The following is a 19768-nucleotide window of genomic DNA, read 5'->3' on the forward strand; positions in this document are numbered from 1 at the left end:
CGCCGTCGAGGTGTTGCCTTGATGTGGAGGAATGTCGCAGTGGCGGATCGTCGCAGTGCGCATGGGCACGCATGCCGTCGCTGCCGCGAGGAGCATTCGTGCCCATGGGTGCTTCCGCAAGGCTCGTCGGCACAGGTGAGCTCAGGGCAGCGCGAACGCATCGCGGGTAAGGTTCTCCGGCGCGCCATCGGTGCACGCCACATCGTCCTCGATGCGGATGCCGCCATACTGGCGGAAAGCATCGACCCTGGCCCAGTCGATGTCGGCGGATACGGCCGGCTTGTCGCGCAGTTCGGCCAACAGCATGTCGATGAAATACAGGCCCGGTTCGATCGTCACCACCATGCCGGGTTCCAACACGCGGGTCATGCGCAGGTAGGGGTGGCCGGCCGGGCGCGGGATGCTGCCGCCGCGTTCGTTCTGTTGGAAGCCGGCGACATCGTGCACCTGCAGGCCGATCGGATGGCCGAGGCCATGCGGGAAGAACGCGCTGCTTACGCCGGACTCGACCGCGCTTTCCGCGCTCATGCGGATGAAGCGGTGCTCGCGCAGCACGCCGGCCAGCACGTGGTGGGCGTGGATGTGCAGTTCGGGATAGCTTTGCCCGGCGCGCACTTTCGCCACGAAGCCTTGTTGTGCGGCATCGACGCTGTCGATCAGCGCCCGGAATTCCGTTGCTTGCGGCGCGGCGTAGGTACGCGTGATGTCGCTGGCGTAGCCGGCGGCGCTGGCGCCGGCGTCGATCAGGAACGAGCGGCTATGCGCCGGCGGCATGCGGTCGAAGTTCGTGTAGTGCAGCACCGCACCGTGCTCGTTCAGGCCGACGATATTGGAGTAGGGCAGCTCGGCATCGGTCTGCTGCGCGGCGGCGAGGTAGGCCAGCTGGATGCCGAACTCGCTTTCGCCGGCACGGAACGCCGCTTCGGCTGCGCGGTGCGCGCGCGCGCCGATGCGGCTGGCCTCGCGCATCAGGGCGAGCTCGTACGGTGTCTTGTAGCTGCGGTGCCAGTGCAGGTAGTCGAGCACGGTGGCCGGATTGTTGGCTTCGACGCCATCGACGCTGGGACAGGCGGCGGCGATCACCGCGAGCTTGCCGGGAGGCAGCTGCGCCACCGCACCGGCGGCGTTGCGCACGATGCTGATCTCGAAGTGTTCCACCCAGTAGCCGTGCGGTGCCTCGGGCACCACGTGCCAGTAGTCGCGTGGCTGCACGAACACCAGCTTGGGCTTGCTGCCCGGTGTGTATACGATCCAGCTGCCCGGTGTGTCGGTCAGCGGCAACCAGTGCTTGAAATGCGGGCTGACCGTGAACGGATAGTCCTGATCATCCAGAAATTTGCGCAGTGGTGTGCCGGCGGCGATCAGCAAGTGGTCGAAACCGCCAAGTGCAAGTGCCTGGTCGGCGCGTCCGCGCAGCGTGGCCAGGTGCTGGGGATAGAGCGAAGCGAGTGGATCGTGCATGGATGTTCCTGCGGCAAGGCTGCGCCATGATCGCGCGCCATGGCGACTGCTGCCAGTAGGTCACCTCGATAACTGGCATCAAGCGCCTCGCCGGAATGACGATGCAGGATAGGTTTTCGAGATGCCAAGCAGGCACTCAGGCCTGCGCCAGCCAGCTGTCCAGCCGGGCGGCATCGGCATCGCTGATCGCCACGATCCGGTAGCCGGCCCAGATCTGCCCGGTACTGGCGGCAGGCTCATGCCATTGTTCCTGGATGCCGGCTTCGATCGGCGGTGACGGCGCCAGCATCGCACCCGATTCCGGCAGGCTCATGCTGACCTGGTAGATCGCTTCGCTGCGCGGCGCCTGCGCGCAGATCAGCAGCATGCCGGTGCTGGAGAGATTGCCTAGATGCCCGATGGGCAGGCCGCTGATCACATCGGTGACGATGGACGTGATGGGCGCGCGCTTGCGCTCGGCGCGCCGCTGGTTGCTTGGATTGCCTGGCGAACTCATCGACGGTTGGGCTCCTGCGGATCGGAACGTCCTGCACCGGCCGACTGGCGCAGGCTGCCGGTCAGGCTGCGCCAGGCACGATCGAGCATGCTCTCGCGCTGCTCGGGCACCTCGCATACGCGGCCGGTGGCGATTTCATGGGCCAGCTGGGCCAGGGTCATTTCCTCGCCGCGCTGGCCACGCCGGCTGACCAGCAGGCAGCGGCCGGACATCGGTGAATGCCACGCCAGCTTGCGCCGCGCGATCTGCCCGGTAGCCGGGTCGACGAACTCGAACCAGCTGCCGAACGGCAACTTGCCCAGATGCTGCTCGATGCGTCGCTCACGCGGGCTGGGTTCCGGTGCCTGCGCCGGATGGACGGTCGCTGGCTCATGCCGGGCGGACTGCTGGGCGGCGGGTTGGCCGGGTTGGACCGGCTGGGAAGGCTGGATGGGATGCGTGGATTGATGCTCACCGAGGCGCTGATGCTGTTTCAGGCGCATGGCCAGATCGGTAGCGCTGGGCAGTTCCACCGCGGAGTCGGGTTTTTCGGTGCCCAGCAGTCGCTGTGCCACCTGTTCTGCTTCCTCGGCGTGCATGCCGATCTGCTGCAGGCCGTATTCCACGTTTTGCTGCAGCTGTTGCCGATCCCCTACAGGCAGGCGGCCGAGCAGTTGGTCGGTGATCGCCAGCTGCTTTCCGAAAGCCTCACTGTCTTCGCCATGGCGCAGCAGGGTCAGCGCCAGCACATCCGACCAGGCGCGATCCAGCAAGGCACGCAGCAGCCCACGAGGTGGCGACTGCGTAAAGCGTTCGGCCATCAATTCGCCAGCGCGATGGCGTGCCTGATCCAGCCGTTCGCGCCCTTGTGCCGCTTCGACATGGCGACGCTCGGCGGCCTGCGCCTTGCGTGTGAGCAGGGCCAGGTGATGTTCGATGTCGGCCAGCAGCGTGGTGTACAGGCCGGCGCTTGGTGGCTCCTGGCTGGCACGTGCCACCAGTTGTTCGAGCTTGTTCGCCAGCGGCCGGTTGCTTTCGTCGTCGCTGCCGTCGAGCCAGTCGTTGGCAGCGGCGGTCACCGTGTCCAGCAACTTGCGCGCCGGATGCTCGCGCTTCTCGAAGAACCCCTTGTCGGCCACGGCCATGCGCAGCACCGGCAGCTGCAGGTCGCCCAACAGGTTGTGGGCATTGCCGCCCTGCTGCAGCTGCTGGCCAAGCTGCTCGAACAGCATCGCGACCAGTTCCACCGTGTCGCCCTGTTCGCCAGTCAGCTGGGTGTGCGGCGCGCCCTGGGGCTTGCCGACATTGAGCTGGGTAAGCAGCTCATCGCGCAAGCGCTGGGCGCTGCGCAGCTCGCGGCTGGCCTGACCGGTGACTTGGGCCAGGTGCTGCTGCAGGGCACCGAGCGCGGTCTGCAGTTCATCGGAACTGGCGACGTGCCCGGCCGACTGTCCTGCCGGGCCGGCCTGGTTGGCGCGTTGTTGCGCAAGCAGATCGCGCAGCGATTCCAGCACTTCGATCGAGCCACCTGCACCGCCACCGCTGCTGGCGGCATGTGCCGGCTCGGCCGCGGCTGCCGCAGCGGCCGGCGTCTTGGCGGGGCGTTCGCGCTTGCTGAGATGGCGCGGGATCGGGATGCTGCGCAGTTGCGGCAGGATGCCGTCACCCTGCAGTTGCGCGTTGATGCTGTCGAACAAGGGCGCTATGGGCTGGATCAGCCACTGGTCGAAACTTTGCAGCAGCAGCAATTGGTGCGCCAGCGGCAATGTCAGCTCGGCACTGGCGCGCTGAAACGCCTGCGTCAGGGCATGCGGCCCCAGCGGGAGCTTTGCCCCCTCCAGCGGCGGCGAGCCGATCAACACGGCCATTCGGTAACCGAGTTCATAGAGCACGCTGCTGTGACGCACCTCGCCGCGTGCGCCCAGTTGCTCGACGGCCATCGTCAGCTCTTGCTCGACCGGATCGAGCAGTTCGAGCGATTTCCAGGTCTTGGTTCCGGTGCTTCCGGTGCTTCCGGCGGGGGCATGCCTGGTGGCATCGCCTTCCAGGGCGTTGAAGGCTTCGCCAACTTGTTCGATGAAGCGTTGCTCGAATCGGGTGCGGTCCTGCAGTACCCGCTGCCGGCTGCTGTAGAGATCCTGCTGCTGGGCGTGCTGGCGTGCTCGCTCAGCCAGCGCGAAGAGCTGTTGCTCGAAGTCGCCCAGACAGCGGCGCAGCGGTTCGTGCAGCCCGTCCACGCAGAGCTTGTAGCTGGCTTCGAGCAGTCGCTGGGCACGCGCCGACCAGCGACCGCTGTTCAGGCGGGCAGCCTGATGGGACGCGGGTAGGTCGCGCCGATCCTGTCCGACATCCATGCAAAAACCTGTCTATTCCCCCGGTGGCGCAAGTCTATGCCGGTTGCCGCGGGTATGCCATCGCTGCGGATGGCCCGGTTCAATCGAGAAAACTGGCGATCACGTCGTTGAGAAAGCGTTGGCCCAACGCGGTGGTGCGCAGTCGTTGTGGATCATCGTGCAGCCAGCCGCGGCGGCAGGCTGCGGCCAAGGCAATGGCGATGCGTTCCGGTGGCAGGCCGGTGCGCTCGGCGAAGTCAGCCATCGGCACGCCGCCGATCAGACGCAGTGCGTTGAGCATGTATTCGAACGGCAGCTCGGCCGGACTGACCACGCTGTCACCGCCTATCCGTGCAACTCCGCCAGCGGCCTCCATGTAGGCGCGCGGATGACGGGTTTTCCAGCGTCGGCGCACCTGGCCGCCGGCGGCATCGCTCAGCTTGCCGTGCGCGCCGGCGCCGATGCCCAGATAGTCGCCGAAGCGCCAATAGTTGAGGTTGTGCGCGCAGCGCCGGCCGGGTTGCGCGTAGGCGGAGATTTCGTACTGGCCGTAGCCGGCGGCGGCGAGGCGGTTTTCGCAGGCTTCCTGCATCGCCCAGGCGTGGTCGTCATCCGGCAGCGGCGGCGGGTTGGCGGCGAACGCGGTGTTCGGCTCCAGCGTCAGCTGGTAGTGCGAGACGTGCGTGGGCTTGAGCGCAACCGCGCGCTCCACGTCGGCCAGCGCGCCATCCAGGGTCTGCTGCGGCAGCGCATACATCAGGTCGAGGTTGATGTTGGCGTAGCCGGCATCCTGCGCCGACTTCACCGCGGCCTCGGCTTCACTGGACGAGTGGATGCGGCCGAGTCGCTTCAGCTTGTCGTCGTCGAAACTCTGCACGCCGAACGAGATGCGGTTGACGCCGGCGGCCAGATAGCCGTCGAAGCGGCCATGTTCGACCGTGCCGGGGTTGGTTTCCAGGGTGATCTCGGCGGCGCCGGCCAGCGGCAGCCGCTCGCGCACGCCATCGAGCAGGCGCGCGATCAGCTCCGGCGCAAACAGGCTCGGCGTGCCGCCGCCGAAGAAGATGCTGATGACGGGACGCCCTTCGAGCGCGGCAGCGAAGTCGACGCGATCGGCATCCAGATCGGCTAGCAGGTGGCCGATGTAGTCGGCGTACGGTGGCGGCTCGCTGCGCAGGCCGTGCGAATTGAAATCGCAGTACGGACACTTCTTCACGCACCACGGCATGTGGATGTACAGCGACAGCGGCGGCGCGACGAGGCTCATGCGCGCAGTTCGCGCAGCCGAGCGTGCAGCAAGGCGAGGGCCTGGCCGCGATGGCTGAGCTTGTTCTTCAGCGCGTCGTCCATCTCGGCCACGCTCTGTGCGTAGCCTTCGGGCAGGAACACCGGGTTGTAGCCGAAGCCGCCGCTGCCGCGTCCTTCGGCGAGGATGCGGCCGTGCCAGCGTGCTTCGGCGATCAGCGGGGCGGGGTCGTTGGCGTGTTGCAGCAACACCAGCACACAGATGAAGAACGCGCCGCGCTGTGCCGTTGGCACGCCATCGAGTTCGCGCAGCAACTTGGCGTTGTTTGCCGCCGCATCGCCGTGGCCGCCGCTGTAGCGCGCCGAGTACAGCCCCGGCGCACCGTGCAGATGGTCCACGCACAGGCCCGAATCATCCGCCAGCGCGGGTAGGCCGCTGGCTTGCGCGGCATGGCGCGCCTTGAGCAGGGCATTTTCGACAAAGGTCAGGCCGGTTTCCTCGGCGTCGTCTATGCCCAGGCTGGCCTGGGGAATGACTTCGAGGCCACTGTCGGCCAGCAGGGCGCCGAATTCCTTGAGCTTGCCCGGGTTGCTGCTGGCCAGGACGATGCGTTGTTGATTCATGGATTGTGACTTTCCGGATAGCCCATGGCGTGCATCCATGCTGCTGTGCAGGTGCCCCACGAGGATGTTTTTTCGTCTCGACACATCAGTGGCGCGAAGCCGCGCTTGATCATTCGGCAACTGGATGGTCCAGGAGCGAGATAGCCCGGTCGCTCGGCGATCACGGTCTTGGCGCCTGCATCCTGCGTCGCGCTTACATGCAACGTGAGGCTAAAGCCATCCGACTTCTGCGGGTTCAGCTTCACGTTTTCGGCTGCCAGGGTCAGCTGCATGCCGCGCAGACGAAAGTGTCGTACCAGGCCGAATTCCGGGTAACGGCCGCAGTCACCGGTGAGCTCGGGACCATGGAATTGGCCACGCGAGTACCAGGTGGCGGATCCATCTTCGCCGAGCAAGCTGCTGTGCCATCCATCAGGTTGCTGGACGAGCACGCATGCCAACGGAGCCACGTAGTTCTCGCCGTCATGTTCGCCCAGGGTGTCGAGCTGTGCGGTGGTGCCGCTCAGGCAACGCAGCCAGTAGACCGTTTCGCCATTGATGGAGCGGATCGGAATCCGGATATCGCCTAAGCCGGCAGCCAGATCGATCCGGATACGGACGTTGAGTGGCTTGATGCGTGGCCACGCTCCGGGAGATGTGGCATGCAACCGGGCTACAGCCGCGATGGCAGCAAGGCATGCGGCAAGCCGGAGCGTTGGTTGCATGCCGGGTTCCTTCAGCCCTGCGCCAGCGCCGCGCGCTGTGCGACGACCAGTTCGCCGATGCCTTTTTCGGCCAGTGCCAGCAGGGCATCCATCTCGTCGCGGCGGAAGGCGTGGCCTTCGGCGGTGCCCTGCACCTCGATGAAACCGCTGCCGTCGTTCATCACCACGTTCATGTCGGTGTCGCAGGCGGAGTCTTCGACGTAATCCAGGTCGAGCACCGGCATGCCCTGATAGATGCCGACCGAGACCGCAGCGACCGCGCCGATGATCGGGTTGCGCTTGAGGTTCTCGCGCTTCATCAGCAGGTTCACCGCATCGACCAGGGCCACGTAGGCGCCGGTGATCGCCGCGGTGCGGGTACCGCCATCGGCCTGCAGCACGTCGCAGTCGAGCGTGATCACGCGCTCGCCCAGCGCTTGGCGGTTGACGCAGGCGCGCAGCGAGCGGCCGATCAAACGCTGGATTTCCATGGTGCGGCCGCCCTGGCCGCCGCGCGCGGCTTCACGCTGCATGCGGGTGTTGGTGGCGCGCGGCAGCATGCCGTACTCGGCAGTGACCCAGCCCTCGCCCTTGCCGCGCAGCCATGCCGGTGCGCGATCCTCGATGCTGGCGGTGCACAGCACGCGGGTGTCGCCGAAGCTCACCAGCACCGAACCTTCGGCGTGGCGTGTGTAGTGGCGTTCGATGCTGACGGTGCGCAGCTGGTCGCTGGCGCGGCCACTGGGACGGGTGACGGAATTCATGGGGTGGTTCCTGGCGTCGCTTGGCCGGATTGGGCAAGGCGTGACGGGAGAGTTTACCATTGCGCCCTTTCCCCACGTCCGGACGGCACCCAGATGATCCGCAGCATGACGGCTTACGCCAGTGCCGAAACCACCGGCCCCGCCGGTACGCTCAGCTGCGAGCTGCGCACGGTCAACCACCGTTATCTGGAGCTGAGCCCGCGACTGCCGGAGGATCTGCGCAGTTTCGAGTCGCAGTTGCGCGAACGGATCGCCGCGAAGCTGTCGCGCGGCAAGCTGGACATCACGGTGCGTCGCGCCGGCGATGCGCGCAGTGAATCGTTGCAGGTCAACAACGCGCTGCTTGCCCGGATGTCGGAACTGAATCTGGACATGGCTGCGCTGTTTCCCGGCATGCAGGTGCAGTTCACCGAGTTGCTGCGCTTCCCCGGCGTGATGCAACAGGCCGAGATGGATCCGGAAGCGCAACAGGCCGCCTTGTTCGATGTGCTCGATCGTGCGCTCGATGCACTCACCGCCACCCGCGAGCGCGAGGGCGAGAAACTGGGCGAGATCCTGCGCGACAAGCTGGACGGCATTGAGCGCGTGGTTGCCGACGTACGTGGCTGGATGCCGGAGATCCGCACCGCGTTGCGCGCACGGCTGGAAGGGCGCCTGGCCGATCTGAAGCAGCCGGTGGAACCGGGGCGGCTGGAGCAGGAGCTGGTGTTGCAAATCACACGCACCGACGTCGACGAGGAACTGGACCGCCTGACAACACATATCGGCGAGACACGCCGCGTACTCGGCCTGAAGGAGCCGGTCGGTCGCCGGCTGGATTTCCTGATGCAGGAATTCAACCGCGAGGCGAACACGCTCGGTTCCAAGTCGGTCGATGCCCGCAGCACCAATGCCGCGGTCGAGCTGAAGGTGCTGATCGAGCAGATGCGCGAACAGGTGCAAAACATAGAATGATGGTTCACGCCATCCCATAGCATCCCGCCGAACACTTGAAACCTCTCTAAGCCCGCATCTAGCGGGCTTTTTGTTGGGTCAGGTCTGCCCGTAGCGTCCCACCGCATCTCGCAGTAATCTTGTACCCACAGTTGTACCCATGGGGTACAAATGGCGCTTTTTGTGGGTACAAGCTGTTTTCGGCGCAGGTGAGGCGATCATGGGCAAGCTGACCGACGTGGCGATCCGCAACTGGATCAAGGCTGGGGAGCTGTTCGAGGGGCGCAGCGACGGCGAAGGGCTGTCCCTGCGCTACCGAGAACGGGATAGCGCGCCCCGCTGGCTGTTCCGGTACCAGATGGGCGGGAAGGCCCGGGTGCTGCAGCTCGGCAGCTACCGCGACCTGTCCCTGGCCGATGCACGGCGAACGGCCAAGGAGATGCGGGCGCGGGTAGCGCTGGGTTTCGACGTGGCGGCCGAGAAGAAGGAACGCAGGCAAGAAGCCGTCGCCAAGATTGACGCGGTGCGCAACGCGGTGACGGTGAGCATGCTGGCGGACCAATACCTGACCGCACGGATCATCGGGCGCTGGAAGCACCCCAACATCGTGCGCAGCCGGATCGAACGGGACATCAAGCCCGCGATCGGCTCGCTGACGCTGGCTGATGTGCGCCCCTCACACATCGACGCCATGCTCAAGGGCATCGTGAAGCGCGGCGCTCCGACGATGGCCACGGACGTCCTGCGCTGGGTCAAGCGGATGTTCGACTACGCCATCAAGCGGGAAATGGTGCTGACCAACCCCGCCGCGGCGTTCGACCCTTCCGATGCGGGCGGCAAGGAGGATGCTCGTCAGCGCTGGTTGACCCGGGCGGAGCTGGTACGCCTGCTGGGGGCGATGAAGGTCGCCAAGGGCTGGGTCCACGAAAACACCCTGACGGTGAAGCTGCTGCTGATGCTGGCCAACCGCAAGTCCGAACTGATCGAGGCGCCCATCAAGGAGTTCGACCTGGACGGGGCTGTCTGGCACCTGCCTGCCGAACGCACCAAGACCAACATGGCGATTGATATCCCGCTGCCCCATCAGGCGGTCGAGGCGCTGCGCGAGCTGGTACGCATGGCCGGGGAAAGCGCCTGGCTGCTGCCGGCGCGCAAGATGCAGTCACGCATGATCCCGCACATCGACGTGAACACCGTCAACGCGGCCATGGCCAAGAGCATCCGGCCGCTGATGGGCGAGGAGTGCGAGCGATTCACCATGCATGACTTCCGGCGCACCGCACGCACCCACCTGGAGGCGTTGGGCACGCCGCCGCACATCGCCGAGCGCTGCCTCAATCACAAGCTCAAGGGCGTTGTGGGGATCTACAACCGCCACGACTATTTCGAGGAGCGCAAGGCTGCCCTGCAGGCCTGGGCCGACCTGCTGACCGACCTGGAAGCGGGCGACAGCGGCAAGGTTGTACCGATCAAGCGCAAGAAGGCTGGTTAAGTCGCAACGCATGCAATGGCAGCATGAAGAATCGGGCCTAGCCCGGTAAGCGGTGGCACCGGGTGGTAGTGACACCCGGGCCACCTTCCACAATCACGACCGTTAGGAGGTCGAAATCATGGCAAGTGAAAGTGTAGCAACCGCGCATCAAGCCGTCCGCGACGCGTTGGGCCAGTGGCCGGAAGACGTTATTTCGCAGCTGGAACCCGCATCAAATGCGCTGTACTGGATCGAAGCGATCTTGCGTATAGCATCGAAGCAAGAGAATCAACGCCCGCACACTGACGCCGCGCGCATGGTAGAAGCCGCGCGGTACATCGCCACCGACTTCGCCAACCTTGCCGATTGCGAGCGAGAGAGCATGCACGATCACCTGCGCGAGCTCGACACCACGACAATGGAGGCGCAGCCATGAGGCCCCCTCCAGTATGTTGTGACCGCTGCGGCAAGCCAGTAGGTGGATCGGTCGCATTCGCTTGGATCGAACGCGAAATGGGCGCGGCCTCCTTTGCCTGGGTTGACTGTGGTTGCGGCCGTGGCAGCGTTGAATCTGCCATCAAGCGACGCGCAGCTCGCGTTTCCCCTCAGTGGGAGCGCGCGGTTAGAGCCGCTATCGCACGGAATAGGAGGTCACGAAAGCGTAGCGCCACGGTGAGAGCCTCAGCGGAGTATCTCGTCTTACAAGCCGCCTGTTCCTGCCCCGACTGCAGGGCTGTCATCGAAGAACGCCGAGTCGCGACAGCATGAACGCGCAGATCACAAAACGTCGCCGACCAAAGGGCACAATCGCGTCTGGCAAAGTGCTGTCATTCATTCGTGCCAATGGCGAGTGGCTAGCGTTGGTGGTGTTACACACCTCTGAGCGTAACCTTCCCGTGCTATCGAGGATTGTTCCTATCAGCGACCTCAAAGGATCGGCGCGACGCAAGGCTGATCGCTGGCTGGAATACTTGGCCTGACCCGTTCAACGCCGCGCCTAGGCTGATCCCCGAAAACCGGGCACCTTCCCCGGCTGGCGCGGCACCTCTTGAAGGGCGCAGAGGTGTGCGTGATGTTGCTTGACCAACATTTGAAGCAACGCAATGAACGAGAGCCGAAGGATTACGCCAGCCAAATTTTGGATTCGGTAACAAATTCACTCATCAAGTTGGAGATAGTCCAGGATGAAAAGCAGTTCATTGATGAGCTATTCAATCCCATGGTCTCTGTAGTTCACAAGGGTTGCGGGGGCGACGAACTCTACGAATTTCTCTCAGATGAAACGAATATTCCCCAGGGAAAAGAGGTCAACAATCGGAAGGCATGGGCGCAGATAGCAATTGCCTATTGCGTGCAGGCGCTGCGGGCTTCCGATAGTGGCGACCTTACTGCCGCGTGGACCTATGTTGTTGACGCGAGATTTGCTGCAGATGCTGTGTTGAGCAGCATTCTTGACCGGGCGGCTGCCATCAGTGCGAGGAGCAATGTTGGCCGCATAGGTGTAGCTGCGAAACTTGCAAATGACCCTGTGCAAGCTGCGAAGGCCGAAGCTAAAAAGCTGTGGCTGGAGCGGTATGCCGGGGAACACCCGAAGCTGCGTACCAATGAACAGTTTGCAATTGAGGTCATGCGGAGATGGCCAGCACTCAAAAGCTCAAAAGTCATTTGCGGCTGGTGCACGATGTGGAACAAGGAAGTCAAAAGCAAGCCTGCTAGCTGACTGGCCATCGTGCTAGCTCGCTGGCAGCGGTAGGGGATTAGATGGGAACAATCGGTTTCCTACGGCGCACGGTGCGCCGATTGGAGCCGCTATGCACACCTCAGAATCATCGTTCCATTCTCAACTTGAGTCGAAATCCGGCTTGGCTGAAATCAAACCCGTCCGCCTGATCCGATTGCCGGAGGTCAGGCACCTGACCGGCCTGTCACGCACGCAAATCTATCGTTTGGAAGCCCGCGGCGACTTCGTGAAGAGGATCAAGCTCGGCGACGGTCCTGCTTCGGCAACGGCCTGGTTAGAAACCAGCGTCCTGCAATGGATTGCCGATCGCATCGCGGCATCGCAGAGCGCGACGGCATGAACGGCCCTCAGATACGACGAACCCCAGCGTGCAAGGCAGGGGTTCGAAATCGCACACACAGCACATCTGCCACGAATCCTATCACCGCCGCTAGCCCGGCGCAGCAGCTGCTTCCACGATTGGAAGGTGTCATCACCACCGGCAAGGGCTGGCGCGCACGTTGTCCTGCGCACGGTGGCAAGTCGGCATCGGTGGCGATCACTGAGGGCGACAACGGCACGCTGCTGCTGCATTGCTTCGCCGGTTGCCAGGTGCACGATGTACTCGCTGCGGTCGGGTTGCAGGTCGGTGATCTGTTCGTCAGGCGCGACTTGCGCAGCATGACGCCTAGCGAGCGCAGTCAGTTGCGGCAGACGGCATTGCTTCCCCGCTGGAAGGCTGCGATCGACGTGCTGGTAACGGAAGCCAGTGTGGTGCTGATCGGCGCCAGCCACCTGGGCGACGGCGAACCACTGGATGACACCGACCTGGTCCGGCTCCGCGTCGCAGCCCTTCGGATCTTCGATGCCCAGGAGGTGCTCAGTGCACGCTGAAGCGGAGACCTACAGCGCCAGCATCGACGACCTGGCCGCACGCGAGGAAGCAGCCCAGCCGATCCATGACCCGATCCGGGATGCATTCGATCGTGTGCCCAGTGATCCGGGAGCTATCTTCGAACTCCCTGTGCTGACCGCCATCCGAGAAATGCGACAGGCTGACCCGGCCGGCTATGCGCGTATCCGTGCCGAGGCCAAGAGCTTGAAGGTCAGCGTCGGCGAACTGGATCGTCTGACCATGCCCGAACGCGAAGGCAGCCGCGGGCAGGTGTTCGTCGACGTAGATCCATGGTCAGAACCGGTCGACGGTGCGGAGCTGCTGGCCGATGTTTGCCGCGTGCTGCACCAGCACGTCATAGCCGATGCCCCAACGATCACCGCCGCGGCGTTGTGGTCGGTGCACACCTGGTGCATGGACGTGCTTACGGTATCGCCGCTGGCGCATATCACGGCTCCAGAGAAGCGCTGCGGCAAGACGGTGCTGCTCACGGCGCTGTCCCGGCTCACCTATCGTCCATTGCCGGTCAGCAACATCTCACCGGCTGCTCTGTTCCGGAGCATGGAACTCTGGCAGCCGACGCTGCTGGTTGACGAGGCGGATACCTTCCTGCGCGACAATGAGGAAGCCCAGGGCCTGATCAATTCCGGGCTCTATCGTGAGACAGCCTTTGTGCTACGCAGTGTCGGTGACGATCACACGCCGACCGCGTTTCGCACATGGGGAGCCAAGGTGCTCTGCGGCATCGGCAAGCTGGCCGACACGATCGAGGATCGGTCGATTCCGTTGCGCATGCGGCGCAAGGTACCCGGCGAGAGCGTCACCAATATTCGTCTGTCCGATCGGAACATCTGGCTGAACCTGCAGGCGCGCATGGCTCGGTGGGCGGATGACAATCGGCATGCCATCACTAGCGCTCGGCCCGCGTTCGCACACGGGTTGAATGATCGCGCCCAGGACTGCTGGGAGCCACTACTGGCGATCGCAGACCTATCCGGAGGGGAGTGGCCAGGCCGGGCGCGAGCTGCCGCCCTGGCGCTTCACGGTGTTGAGGAGGAGGCCCCCAGCATCAATGTCGAACTGCTGCGCGACATCAAGGCTGTATTCGATGAACGTGGCGCTAGCCGCATAGCCACACTTTGCATCGTCGGATTTGCAGACCTTTTGAACCTCGACCGGCCCCGTGTTTGAGGTCAGCGTTGCTGACGCTGGTGTTGGGTCTGCCGCGATCTGCGCCGTCTGCGTCGCCCGTGAATTGTCATTCTCGTCGCTGGAGTTTTCACTCGCGAAGAAAGCCCAGACGCCTAAGCCGAGGAGAAGGACGGCGATCACCTTTGCGGGCATTGGTGTCCGTTCCCATTCGCTTCCACGACGCCGGCTCCTTGTGCCTGCGATCGGGCAACCACACGACGGACACGCTGGGGCTGAGTCGCTTACCTTTGATTTGCAATCGGGGCATTTGATCAGTGCCATGGTCTTTCCCCTAGATACTCACCGGAAGCCCCGGTTAGCGCATGCCATACATGCAAACTGCAATATAGCGCTGGGGGTTATGTCACCCCCAAAGAGCCATGAATCCCCACTACGCGCGCGCGTATGTGCGAGTGGGCAAACGATATGTCTGTGCTGATCACCGCGGAGTTATGTCAGGCCCAAAAGGAATGGCGAGGGAGTTTTGTCAGCCCCAAAGGAGCGAAAGGCGTCCCATGAACGCACACATCGCGTGCGCGAGGGTAAGGCGAAGGTGACGGCAAACCTGAGAAAGTGTGTGAAGGCCGCAGATCAGGTCTGAACGCGAACATCTTGGACAAGCACGCTTGGAAGCTGAACAGCTTCGTTGAATCATGACGAAAGTCATGTTGTCGGGTCTTGTTGGGAAGTAGATCATGCCGTATATACAGGTTCAAGCCCAGCCAAATTGATATTGGCGAGCCATGTATATACAATGGATGACCCAGCATTTGAGGCGCTCAGAGCGTGATCAAATTCCTTCCCGATTGCATAAACAAGCTCTTGGTTGATCACCAGGTGTCTCAGAAGGAAGTCTTGGAGTGTTTCGCCAACGGCGAGGCGATCTATCTGGAAGACACGGACGAGGAACACAGAACTGATCCGCCATCATGGTGGTTCATGGCGCCAACCAACCGCAATCGCATGCTGAAGGTTTGCTTTATTCGAAGGGACGGCGACGTGGTGATCAAGACCGCGTTCGAGCCGAGTAGTGGCAAGCATCTTGAACTTTACCGCCAGCGGGCAGGATTGCCTTCGTGCTGGCCATCAGAGGAGTGAAATCATGGGCAACAAGATCCCGGGAACCGCAGAGAACTGGGAGAGTGGCGAGCTTGGTCTGAATGAGGCAACCGCGCGCGTCGCATCGCCCGAAGAAACAGCAGCTATCGAACAGGCAGCTGGACTGAACATGCAGCCGATCTCAATCCGGCTGCAGAAAGACCTAGTGAGCGTACTGAAGGAAATCGCTCGCTATCGCGGTATCGGTTACCAGCCGATGATCCGTGATTTGCTGCAACGCTGGGCGGTAGGAGAGATCTCTACCATCTTGGATGAACGCGCCGTTGAGGCGAAGCGTAAAAAGGCTGAGGTAGAGCAGAACGAATCCCTTGCAGGCGACTTGCGCCAGACTGCTTGATCAACGCGTCGTCTCATGACTAAGCAAGCCCCCGCTTCGGCGGGGTTTTTTTATCGTTATCAGCGCGCGCTTACACGTTCGCGCATGCTCCGCTGATGACGTGTAAGTCACCGGACTGCATCCTGACGTTGCCCCACGAGCCGTCTGCCCTCTGTCAGCGCGGACCGATGACCGGGCGACTTGCCTTGCATGGGTGCCGCGCATGATGGTCTACACCGTGAAGCAGAACGAAAGCGGGCTGTGGTGCATTCGCACCATGAGCGCCACGCTCGCGGATGGCCTGCAGCTCGGCGCCGCGATCAGGCAGGCTAGGGACGCTGCCAGGGCAGAGCATCTGGAGTCAGGCCTTGTCACGCGGGTGGAAATGCACGGCGCTGATGTGATCGTGCCACTGGCCCATTACCAAGCATCACAAGACACCTGGACGGGCGCCACGGCGTGAAGGCGAGTGCGGGTGAGCGGGATCAATCTGCGCAACCGGCTGAGTCGCGCACACTGGTGCGGGTGCTTCAGCTGCAGCGAGCATGAGCTTATCGAGGCAGTGCGGGAAACCCGAAGCACAGAAGTCGGCGCGGTGGGTTGTAACTCGCCACTAGGTACGCGTCAGGTGCCTTCGGGGGCTTGCTGGGCTTCGATCACAAGGGGTTGTGTTTGCAGTGTCATCGCGACACTACTGGGCGATGTTTGTCCGTTGAGACTTAAGCCGAACGTTGCCAATCAACAACGCGATCAGCTTGCTTTCGACGTCATGCGCGTCACATGGTTTTGACCCGCATGGCGTCGACCGTTAGTCCCTAGACTGAACGGATTGGTAGCCATGACGATCAGCATGGTTGTTTATGGGGTGAGCAATACTTATTATGGGTCATGACCAACATTGTGTCGCTCAATACGCGCATGGGATTGCCACGAACACTGACCGCGGATGAACTGGTTGTCCTAGTCCGCGAGCTGATGGAGCAAGGTGGCCGGATGGTTGCGCGTGAGCACGCGTATGTTCGCATGGAAGAGCGCGACATCAGCATGCGCCAGGTGCGCCATGTTTTGCTGCGTGGCGAGGTTACGCGCGGCCCTGAGTGGAGCGAGTACCAGAACTGGGCTTTCACCATGCAGGCTGATAGTGCTGGTCAGTTGATTAGTGTTGGTGGTGCGATAGATGTCGATCTGATGGGTCAAACAGTGATCGTAATCACTGTGTATTAAGCAAGTAGCCTAACGGGCACAAGAGGAGAGTTATGGAGACGAATCTGTACCGCTATAAGGGGTGCGGTCTGGACAATGTCTACCTTCAAAACGGGTACACAATAAACACGCTTCGATCGGGGGAAGAGGTTGTTTCGATCGAAGATATCGAAGGCCTGCATTGTGCAATCGCGTCCGCAATTGTGGATTCTGCATCTGCGCTTGATGCAAAGACGTTTAAGTATTTGCGGAAGGAGCTCGACATGTCTCAGCGCCAAGCGGCGCAAATTTTTGATGTGGACGAGCAGACCGTTTCATTGTGGGAGCGCGCGCGCAACCCTGTTCCCCAGCACGCAGACCTAATGCTGCGAGCTCTACTGAAAGAAAAGATGAGCGGAAATGCTGAGTTGCGCAAGATGATCCAACGCTTCAACTCACTAGATCGCGAGATCCGTGCGATGGAAGCAAAAATCGAAATGCACAAGGCGCAAGGCGGCAATTGGATGCAACAGGCTGCCTGAGGCGATTTCTGAAGAATTCTTTGAAGCCCCGGGTCCCGGGGTTTTTTTTGCGCGGTTTGACGCGTTGCCGAGGCTTCGGACGCCGCATAGGCCGCCGAATCCTTGTACCCATGGTTGTACCCACACGCAAAAGCGAAGTGGAGAAACCCTTATGTGGTAAGGTTTGTGCCATGCACTTCGGGTTTAGGTGCAACATCGAGTGATGTTGCGGGTTGCGAACCTCGGATCGCCTTTTCCTGGTTGATGCAGGCAGCATCGACAGGAAGATGAAAAGAAAATGGCGCCCGGATGGGCGCCAAGGCGAGTCCTTTCGATGATACGCACGAGGTCGCTCCATGCATCCGTGCCACTGGGCATTGCGGGTTGGCAATGCTGCCGGGGATCCTGTCGGCTTGAGCTACCTCAGGCGGAAGACTATCGGGATGGGTCTTCGGGTGAACCTGTAGGATTTACCAGTTGACCTGGTTCAAGGCCATTGGTCAGTCCTGAGTGCTGGCCGGCCGTGAAGGTCACGGCCAGAGGCGTGCCTTGCGGCAGAAACGATGGGGAGGCCTGTCAGGCCGGTGGTATCGCCTAGGTCAGAGGATTCCGAGCAGCAACGCCTTGGCAACGGCCTGCGTCTTGTTGGCGACGTTGAGTTTGGTCAGGCTGCTTGCGATATGGAACGTTACGGTACGTTCGGAAATACCCAGGATTCTGCCGATCGCATCGGCCGTTTTGCCGGCAGCACTCCATCGCAGTACTTCGCATTCACGGGCGGTGAGCTCGCAGTCGCGCTCAGGTACGAGTCGCTGTATTTCTGCCGCGCCAATCAGCCCATGGATGACATGCGACAGCCAGACCAGCTGCATTTCCGTCTCCGCCAGTTCTGACGCAGTCACTGTCTGATGTGACCGTGCCAGGGAAAGCATCCCGGTTGTCATGTGCTTGCCGTGAGTGGCCAATGCCCAGCCGTGCCGTATTCCATGCGCGCGTGCTTCTTCCCAAAAGGCTGGCTGGCTCTCGAAAAGATCATCCTTCCAGACCACCGGAGACACATCCTGCGATGTCCGCTGGATGAGCGGATCAATCTCCAGGTAGTTGTTCGCGAAATAGTGGTCAAGCCAGTGCGCAGGGTATGTGCTGGCCCAGGTGACACTCGGGCGTGACAAGGGGAAGGGCACGCGCAGAACATAGGAGCAATATTCGAAGCCCAGATCACCCACGATGACGGCAAGCTCTCTCAGTACCTCGGCAGATGATCCTGCCGATGAAGTGAGACGATTCAGGCAATCTTCGCGCCAAGCCTTCACTTTTATGATCCTGCGTCATCTGCGGAAACTGACAGTTGGTCGTCTTGCGGGCCCGGAGTTACGGTAGGCCTCAAGGGTCACCCAAATCTCTATAGGGACGCGCCGTGAGCTTAAGGTCATCTCAACATGCGGCATCCCCAAAAAGATCGCTGGATGGCTATATACGACTTACGTTCGATGCACTTTCAAGCTTGAATTTTCAGCGGAAGCTGGCGTGGGAAGATCCTGATCTTCAGCAGGACCTTATCGTAGAGGATGTCCCCGCCTTCTGTGCAGGGTATTGCGAATGGGCGACCAATGACGTGCTTCAGGTCAGCATCGGATGGGCCTGGTTTGGCCTGGCAAATGGGCGAAGGTTCATCGCGCCAGGTGGAATAAGCAGCAATGTCATGCTTGTAACTCAGACAAGTTACGACTTGGGCATGCATCGGACCGATGAACTGTTGCGGGCGTGGCTTTCAGGCGAAAGCTGGCAAATCAGCGGTGCCATCAGCGGTCTCTGAGGCCACGCAATTATTTTCCCTGGGCTGCAGGTTATCGGCACTGCTCGTCGGCAGCTCTACCGGAATCGTTCCGGATAAATTCCGTACTCGGAATTTCTCCTGCCTGCAACTGTAGAACCTTACAGTTATGGCCCGATAAAAATCATTCTTCAATGCCGTTATCGCTATTCAGCGGAGCCACGGCAAATGTTGACAGTGATGGCTGGCTCGGGGAGTCAACTGCCACCTGACCTCGAGGTGGCGCTTGCCGCTTATAGATACGAAGTATTCATAGAGACTTTGCGCTGGCAGTTGCCGGTTGAGAATGGGCTGGAGCGTGATCAGTTTGACCGGCCCGATACGTTGTATGTCATTGCCAGCGACGCGCGCGGTTCGGTGTGTGGCTGTGCCAGGTTGTTGCCGACGACTCAGCCGTATTTGCTCGACGAAGTCTTCCCGGGCCTCATGAGTGGTGCACCTGCACCGCATGCATTGGATGTATGGGAGTTGTCGCGATTTTCCACCAAGGCTATCGGGGAAAGTTCCACTCCTCCTCGTGATGAGGCCAGGCGGCGTTTCTGTGCGTTGTTTGCCGCTGTTGTGCGGGCGGCGATTGAGCAGGGCGCAGCCCGGCTGATCACCTTCACGGCGATGGGTGTGGAAAGGATTCTCAGAAGCATTGGTATGCATGCGCACCGCGTGGGGCCACCCCAGCTGATCGATGGCGAGCCCGTGCTGGCCTTGTGGATCGAACTGGATGATCAGACGCGGCAAGCGTTGCAGCTTCCAATGATCGAATCCAAGGGAACCCCACATTAGAGCTTCGTCTGGAAATGGCAGTGTCAAAGGGAGCTTGGCTCTGAACGAATGGGAGCTCAGCCGCCACGAGGCAGGTTGTGCAGCTACCGATCTCTACGGGCGCGAAAAATCCTGCCCGGCTCTACGCAGCAGAGGTGCGACCGTGGACTGACATGGCTACTCCCTTGGTGACCTTGCTTGCTACGTGCTTGTGTGCGACGGCGTTCATTCCATCAACGGCT

At 62.0% G+C, this 19768-nt stretch carries 23 protein-coding genes; 15 read left to right on the forward strand and 8 right to left on the reverse strand.

Translation table 11 applies throughout. From position 1 onward, the window contains the following. Window positions 1-141 precede the first annotated feature (141 nt). The 7 genes from pepQ to rph all read right to left on the reverse strand — a co-directional run bounded on the left by pepQ (window position 142) and on the right by rph (window position 7585). Window positions 142-1461, reverse strand: a complete 1320-nt coding sequence (gene pepQ, locus B0E46_RS13690; protein WP_077556336.1) for a Xaa-Pro dipeptidase — start codon at window positions 1459-1461, stop codon at window positions 142-144. Between the two features lie 136 nt (window positions 1462-1597). Continuing rightward, entirely contained in the window at window positions 1598-1957 is a 360-nt protein-coding gene (locus B0E46_RS13695) for a pilus assembly protein PilZ (RefSeq protein ID WP_077556337.1), read from the reverse strand. Then, window positions 1954-4290: a DUF1631 family protein gene (locus B0E46_RS13700; RefSeq protein ID WP_077556338.1), complete on the reverse strand. Its 2337-nt coding sequence runs from the start codon at window positions 4288-4290 to the stop codon at window positions 1954-1956. Before B0E46_RS13700 ends, B0E46_RS13695 begins: the two co-directional genes overlap by 4 nt. A gap of 79 nt (window positions 4291-4369) precedes the next feature. Then, on the reverse strand, window positions 4370-5536 hold the full coding sequence (hemW, locus tag B0E46_RS13705; RefSeq protein ID WP_077556339.1) for a radical SAM family heme chaperone HemW: 1167 nt from the start codon (window positions 5534-5536) through the stop codon (window positions 4370-4372). Beyond that, the gene (gene rdgB, locus B0E46_RS13710) at window positions 5533-6138 is read right to left on the reverse strand and encodes an RdgB/HAM1 family non-canonical purine NTP pyrophosphatase (protein ID WP_077556340.1); all 606 of its coding nucleotides are present in this window, start codon (window positions 6136-6138) and stop codon (window positions 5533-5535) included. Before rdgB ends, hemW begins: the two co-directional genes overlap by 4 nt. Next, the gene (locus B0E46_RS13715; RefSeq protein ID WP_139350553.1) at window positions 6135-6842 is read right to left on the reverse strand and encodes a hypothetical protein; all 708 of its coding nucleotides are present in this window, start codon (window positions 6840-6842) and stop codon (window positions 6135-6137) included. The genes rdgB and B0E46_RS13715 overlap by 4 nt, the downstream gene beginning before the upstream one ends. An 11-nt stretch (window positions 6843-6853) precedes the next feature. Beyond that, window positions 6854-7585, reverse strand: a complete 732-nt coding sequence (gene rph, locus B0E46_RS13720; protein WP_077556342.1) for a ribonuclease PH — start codon at window positions 7583-7585, stop codon at window positions 6854-6856. 93 nt (window positions 7586-7678) lie between these two features. On the opposite strand from rph, the gene B0E46_RS13725 reads away from it, so the two are divergent. The 13 genes from B0E46_RS13725 to B0E46_RS13780 all read left to right on the forward strand — a co-directional run bounded on the left by B0E46_RS13725 (window position 7679) and on the right by B0E46_RS13780 (window position 16954). Further along, window positions 7679-8539 carry a YicC/YloC family endoribonuclease gene (locus B0E46_RS13725; protein ID WP_077556343.1) on the forward strand — a complete coding sequence of 287 codons (861 nt, stop codon included), beginning with the start codon at window positions 7679-7681 and terminating at the stop codon, window positions 8537-8539. 199 nt (window positions 8540-8738) lie between these two features. Next, window positions 8739-10010: a site-specific integrase gene (locus B0E46_RS13730; RefSeq protein ID WP_077556401.1), complete on the forward strand. Its 1272-nt coding sequence runs from the start codon at window positions 8739-8741 to the stop codon at window positions 10008-10010. 118 nt (window positions 10011-10128) lie between these two features. Then, window positions 10129-10425, forward strand: coding sequence for a hypothetical protein (locus B0E46_RS13735; RefSeq protein WP_139350554.1), 297 nt, complete (start codon window positions 10129-10131; stop codon window positions 10423-10425). Window positions 10426-10753: 328 nt separating this feature from the next. Next, window positions 10754-10969 carry a hypothetical protein gene (locus B0E46_RS17420; RefSeq protein WP_139350555.1) on the forward strand — a complete coding sequence of 72 codons (216 nt, stop codon included), beginning with the start codon at window positions 10754-10756 and terminating at the stop codon, window positions 10967-10969. A 92-nt stretch (window positions 10970-11061) separates the two neighbouring features. Then, complete coding sequence (locus tag B0E46_RS13740) at window positions 11062-11709, forward strand: hypothetical protein (protein ID WP_077556345.1); 648 nt, start codon at window positions 11062-11064, stop codon at window positions 11707-11709. Window positions 11710-11800: 91 nt separating this feature from the next. Then, a complete protein-coding gene (locus B0E46_RS13745) occupies window positions 11801-12070 on the forward strand; it encodes an AlpA family transcriptional regulator (RefSeq protein ID WP_077556346.1) in 270 nt (89 codons plus the stop codon). Between the two features lie 119 nt (window positions 12071-12189). Further along, window positions 12190-12603, forward strand: a complete 414-nt coding sequence (locus tag B0E46_RS13750) for a hypothetical protein (RefSeq protein WP_077556347.1) — start codon at window positions 12190-12192, stop codon at window positions 12601-12603. Then, window positions 12593-13795 carry a DUF3631 domain-containing protein gene (locus B0E46_RS13755; RefSeq protein ID WP_254425163.1) on the forward strand — a complete coding sequence of 401 codons (1203 nt, stop codon included), beginning with the start codon at window positions 12593-12595 and terminating at the stop codon, window positions 13793-13795. Before B0E46_RS13750 ends, B0E46_RS13755 begins: the two co-directional genes overlap by 11 nt. Window positions 13796-14581: 786 nt before the next feature. Then, complete coding sequence (locus B0E46_RS13760) at window positions 14582-14893, forward strand: DUF4258 domain-containing protein (protein WP_077556349.1); 312 nt, start codon at window positions 14582-14584, stop codon at window positions 14891-14893. 4 nt (window positions 14894-14897) lie between these two features. Then, on the forward strand, window positions 14898-15251 hold the full coding sequence (locus tag B0E46_RS13765) for a hypothetical protein (protein ID WP_077556350.1): 354 nt from the start codon (window positions 14898-14900) through the stop codon (window positions 15249-15251). Window positions 15252-15453: 202 nt separating this feature from the next. Further along, complete coding sequence (locus tag B0E46_RS13770) at window positions 15454-15693, forward strand: hypothetical protein (RefSeq protein WP_077556351.1); 240 nt, start codon at window positions 15454-15456, stop codon at window positions 15691-15693. Window positions 15694-16118: 425 nt separating this feature from the next. Beyond that, window positions 16119-16454, forward strand: a complete 336-nt coding sequence (locus tag B0E46_RS13775; RefSeq protein WP_077556352.1) for a DUF4258 domain-containing protein — start codon at window positions 16119-16121, stop codon at window positions 16452-16454. Between the two features lie 32 nt (window positions 16455-16486). Then, the gene (locus tag B0E46_RS13780) at window positions 16487-16954 is read left to right on the forward strand and encodes a helix-turn-helix domain-containing protein (RefSeq protein WP_077556353.1); all 468 of its coding nucleotides are present in this window, start codon (window positions 16487-16489) and stop codon (window positions 16952-16954) included. 578 nt (window positions 16955-17532) lie between these two features. Here B0E46_RS13780 and B0E46_RS13785 read toward each other — a convergent pair. Continuing rightward, window positions 17533-18246, reverse strand: coding sequence for an autoinducer binding domain-containing protein (locus B0E46_RS13785; RefSeq protein ID WP_077556354.1), 714 nt, complete (start codon window positions 18244-18246; stop codon window positions 17533-17535). A 104-nt stretch (window positions 18247-18350) separates the two neighbouring features. On the opposite strand from B0E46_RS13785, the gene B0E46_RS13790 reads away from it, so the two are divergent. Together B0E46_RS13790 and B0E46_RS13795 are read left to right on the forward strand one after the other, a co-directional pair. After that, window positions 18351-18749 (forward strand): DUF4902 domain-containing protein, encoded by a 399-nt coding sequence (locus tag B0E46_RS13790; RefSeq protein WP_077556355.1) that lies wholly within the window; start codon window positions 18351-18353, stop codon window positions 18747-18749. A gap of 186 nt (window positions 18750-18935) precedes the next feature. Continuing rightward, window positions 18936-19547 (forward strand): acyl-homoserine-lactone synthase, encoded by a 612-nt coding sequence (locus tag B0E46_RS13795; protein WP_077556356.1) that lies wholly within the window; start codon window positions 18936-18938, stop codon window positions 19545-19547. Window positions 19548-19768: the final 221 nt, after the last annotated feature.

It is taken from the genome of Rhodanobacter sp. B04 (assembly GCF_002001125.1).
Taxonomy (GTDB): domain Bacteria; phylum Pseudomonadota; class Gammaproteobacteria; order Xanthomonadales; family Rhodanobacteraceae; genus Rhodanobacter.

Excerpts from the sequence above, each read along its gene's own strand:
- B0E46_RS13780 (WP_077556353.1), top strand. The coding sequence starts at position 16,487 with ATGGAGACGAATCTGTACCGCTATAAGGGGTGCGGTCTGGACAATGTC.
- B0E46_RS13795 (WP_077556356.1), top strand. The coding sequence starts at position 18,936 with ATGTTGACAGTGATGGCTGGCTCGGGGAGTCAACTGCCACCTGACCTC.
- B0E46_RS13715 (WP_139350553.1), bottom strand. The coding sequence starts at position 6,842 with ATGCAACCAACGCTCCGGCTTGCCGCATGCCTTGCTGCCATCGCGGCT.
- B0E46_RS13745 (WP_077556346.1), top strand. The coding sequence starts at position 11,801 with ATGCACACCTCAGAATCATCGTTCCATTCTCAACTTGAGTCGAAATCC.
- B0E46_RS13725 (WP_077556343.1), top strand. The coding sequence starts at position 7,679 with ATGATCCGCAGCATGACGGCTTACGCCAGTGCCGAAACCACCGGCCCC.
- B0E46_RS13695 (WP_077556337.1), bottom strand. The coding sequence starts at position 1,957 with ATGAGTTCGCCAGGCAATCCAAGCAACCAGCGGCGCGCCGAGCGCAAG.
- hemW (WP_077556339.1), bottom strand. The coding sequence starts at position 5,536 with ATGAGCCTCGTCGCGCCGCCGCTGTCGCTGTACATCCACATGCCGTGG.
- pepQ (WP_077556336.1), bottom strand. The coding sequence starts at position 1,461 with ATGCACGATCCACTCGCTTCGCTCTATCCCCAGCACCTGGCCACGCTG.
- B0E46_RS17420 (WP_139350555.1), top strand. The coding sequence starts at position 10,754 with ATGAACGCGCAGATCACAAAACGTCGCCGACCAAAGGGCACAATCGCG.
- B0E46_RS13740 (WP_077556345.1), top strand. The coding sequence starts at position 11,062 with ATGTTGCTTGACCAACATTTGAAGCAACGCAATGAACGAGAGCCGAAG.
- rdgB (WP_077556340.1), bottom strand. The coding sequence starts at position 6,138 with ATGAATCAACAACGCATCGTCCTGGCCAGCAGCAACCCGGGCAAGCTC.
- rph (WP_077556342.1), bottom strand. The coding sequence starts at position 7,585 with ATGAATTCCGTCACCCGTCCCAGTGGCCGCGCCAGCGACCAGCTGCGC.
- B0E46_RS13765 (WP_077556350.1), top strand. The coding sequence starts at position 14,898 with ATGGGCAACAAGATCCCGGGAACCGCAGAGAACTGGGAGAGTGGCGAG.
- B0E46_RS13700 (WP_077556338.1), bottom strand. The coding sequence starts at position 4,290 with ATGGATGTCGGACAGGATCGGCGCGACCTACCCGCGTCCCATCAGGCT.
- B0E46_RS13735 (WP_139350554.1), top strand. The coding sequence starts at position 10,129 with ATGGCAAGTGAAAGTGTAGCAACCGCGCATCAAGCCGTCCGCGACGCG.
- B0E46_RS13775 (WP_077556352.1), top strand. The coding sequence starts at position 16,119 with ATGACCAACATTGTGTCGCTCAATACGCGCATGGGATTGCCACGAACA.
- B0E46_RS13770 (WP_077556351.1), top strand. The coding sequence starts at position 15,454 with ATGATGGTCTACACCGTGAAGCAGAACGAAAGCGGGCTGTGGTGCATT.
- B0E46_RS13730 (WP_077556401.1), top strand. The coding sequence starts at position 8,739 with ATGGGCAAGCTGACCGACGTGGCGATCCGCAACTGGATCAAGGCTGGG.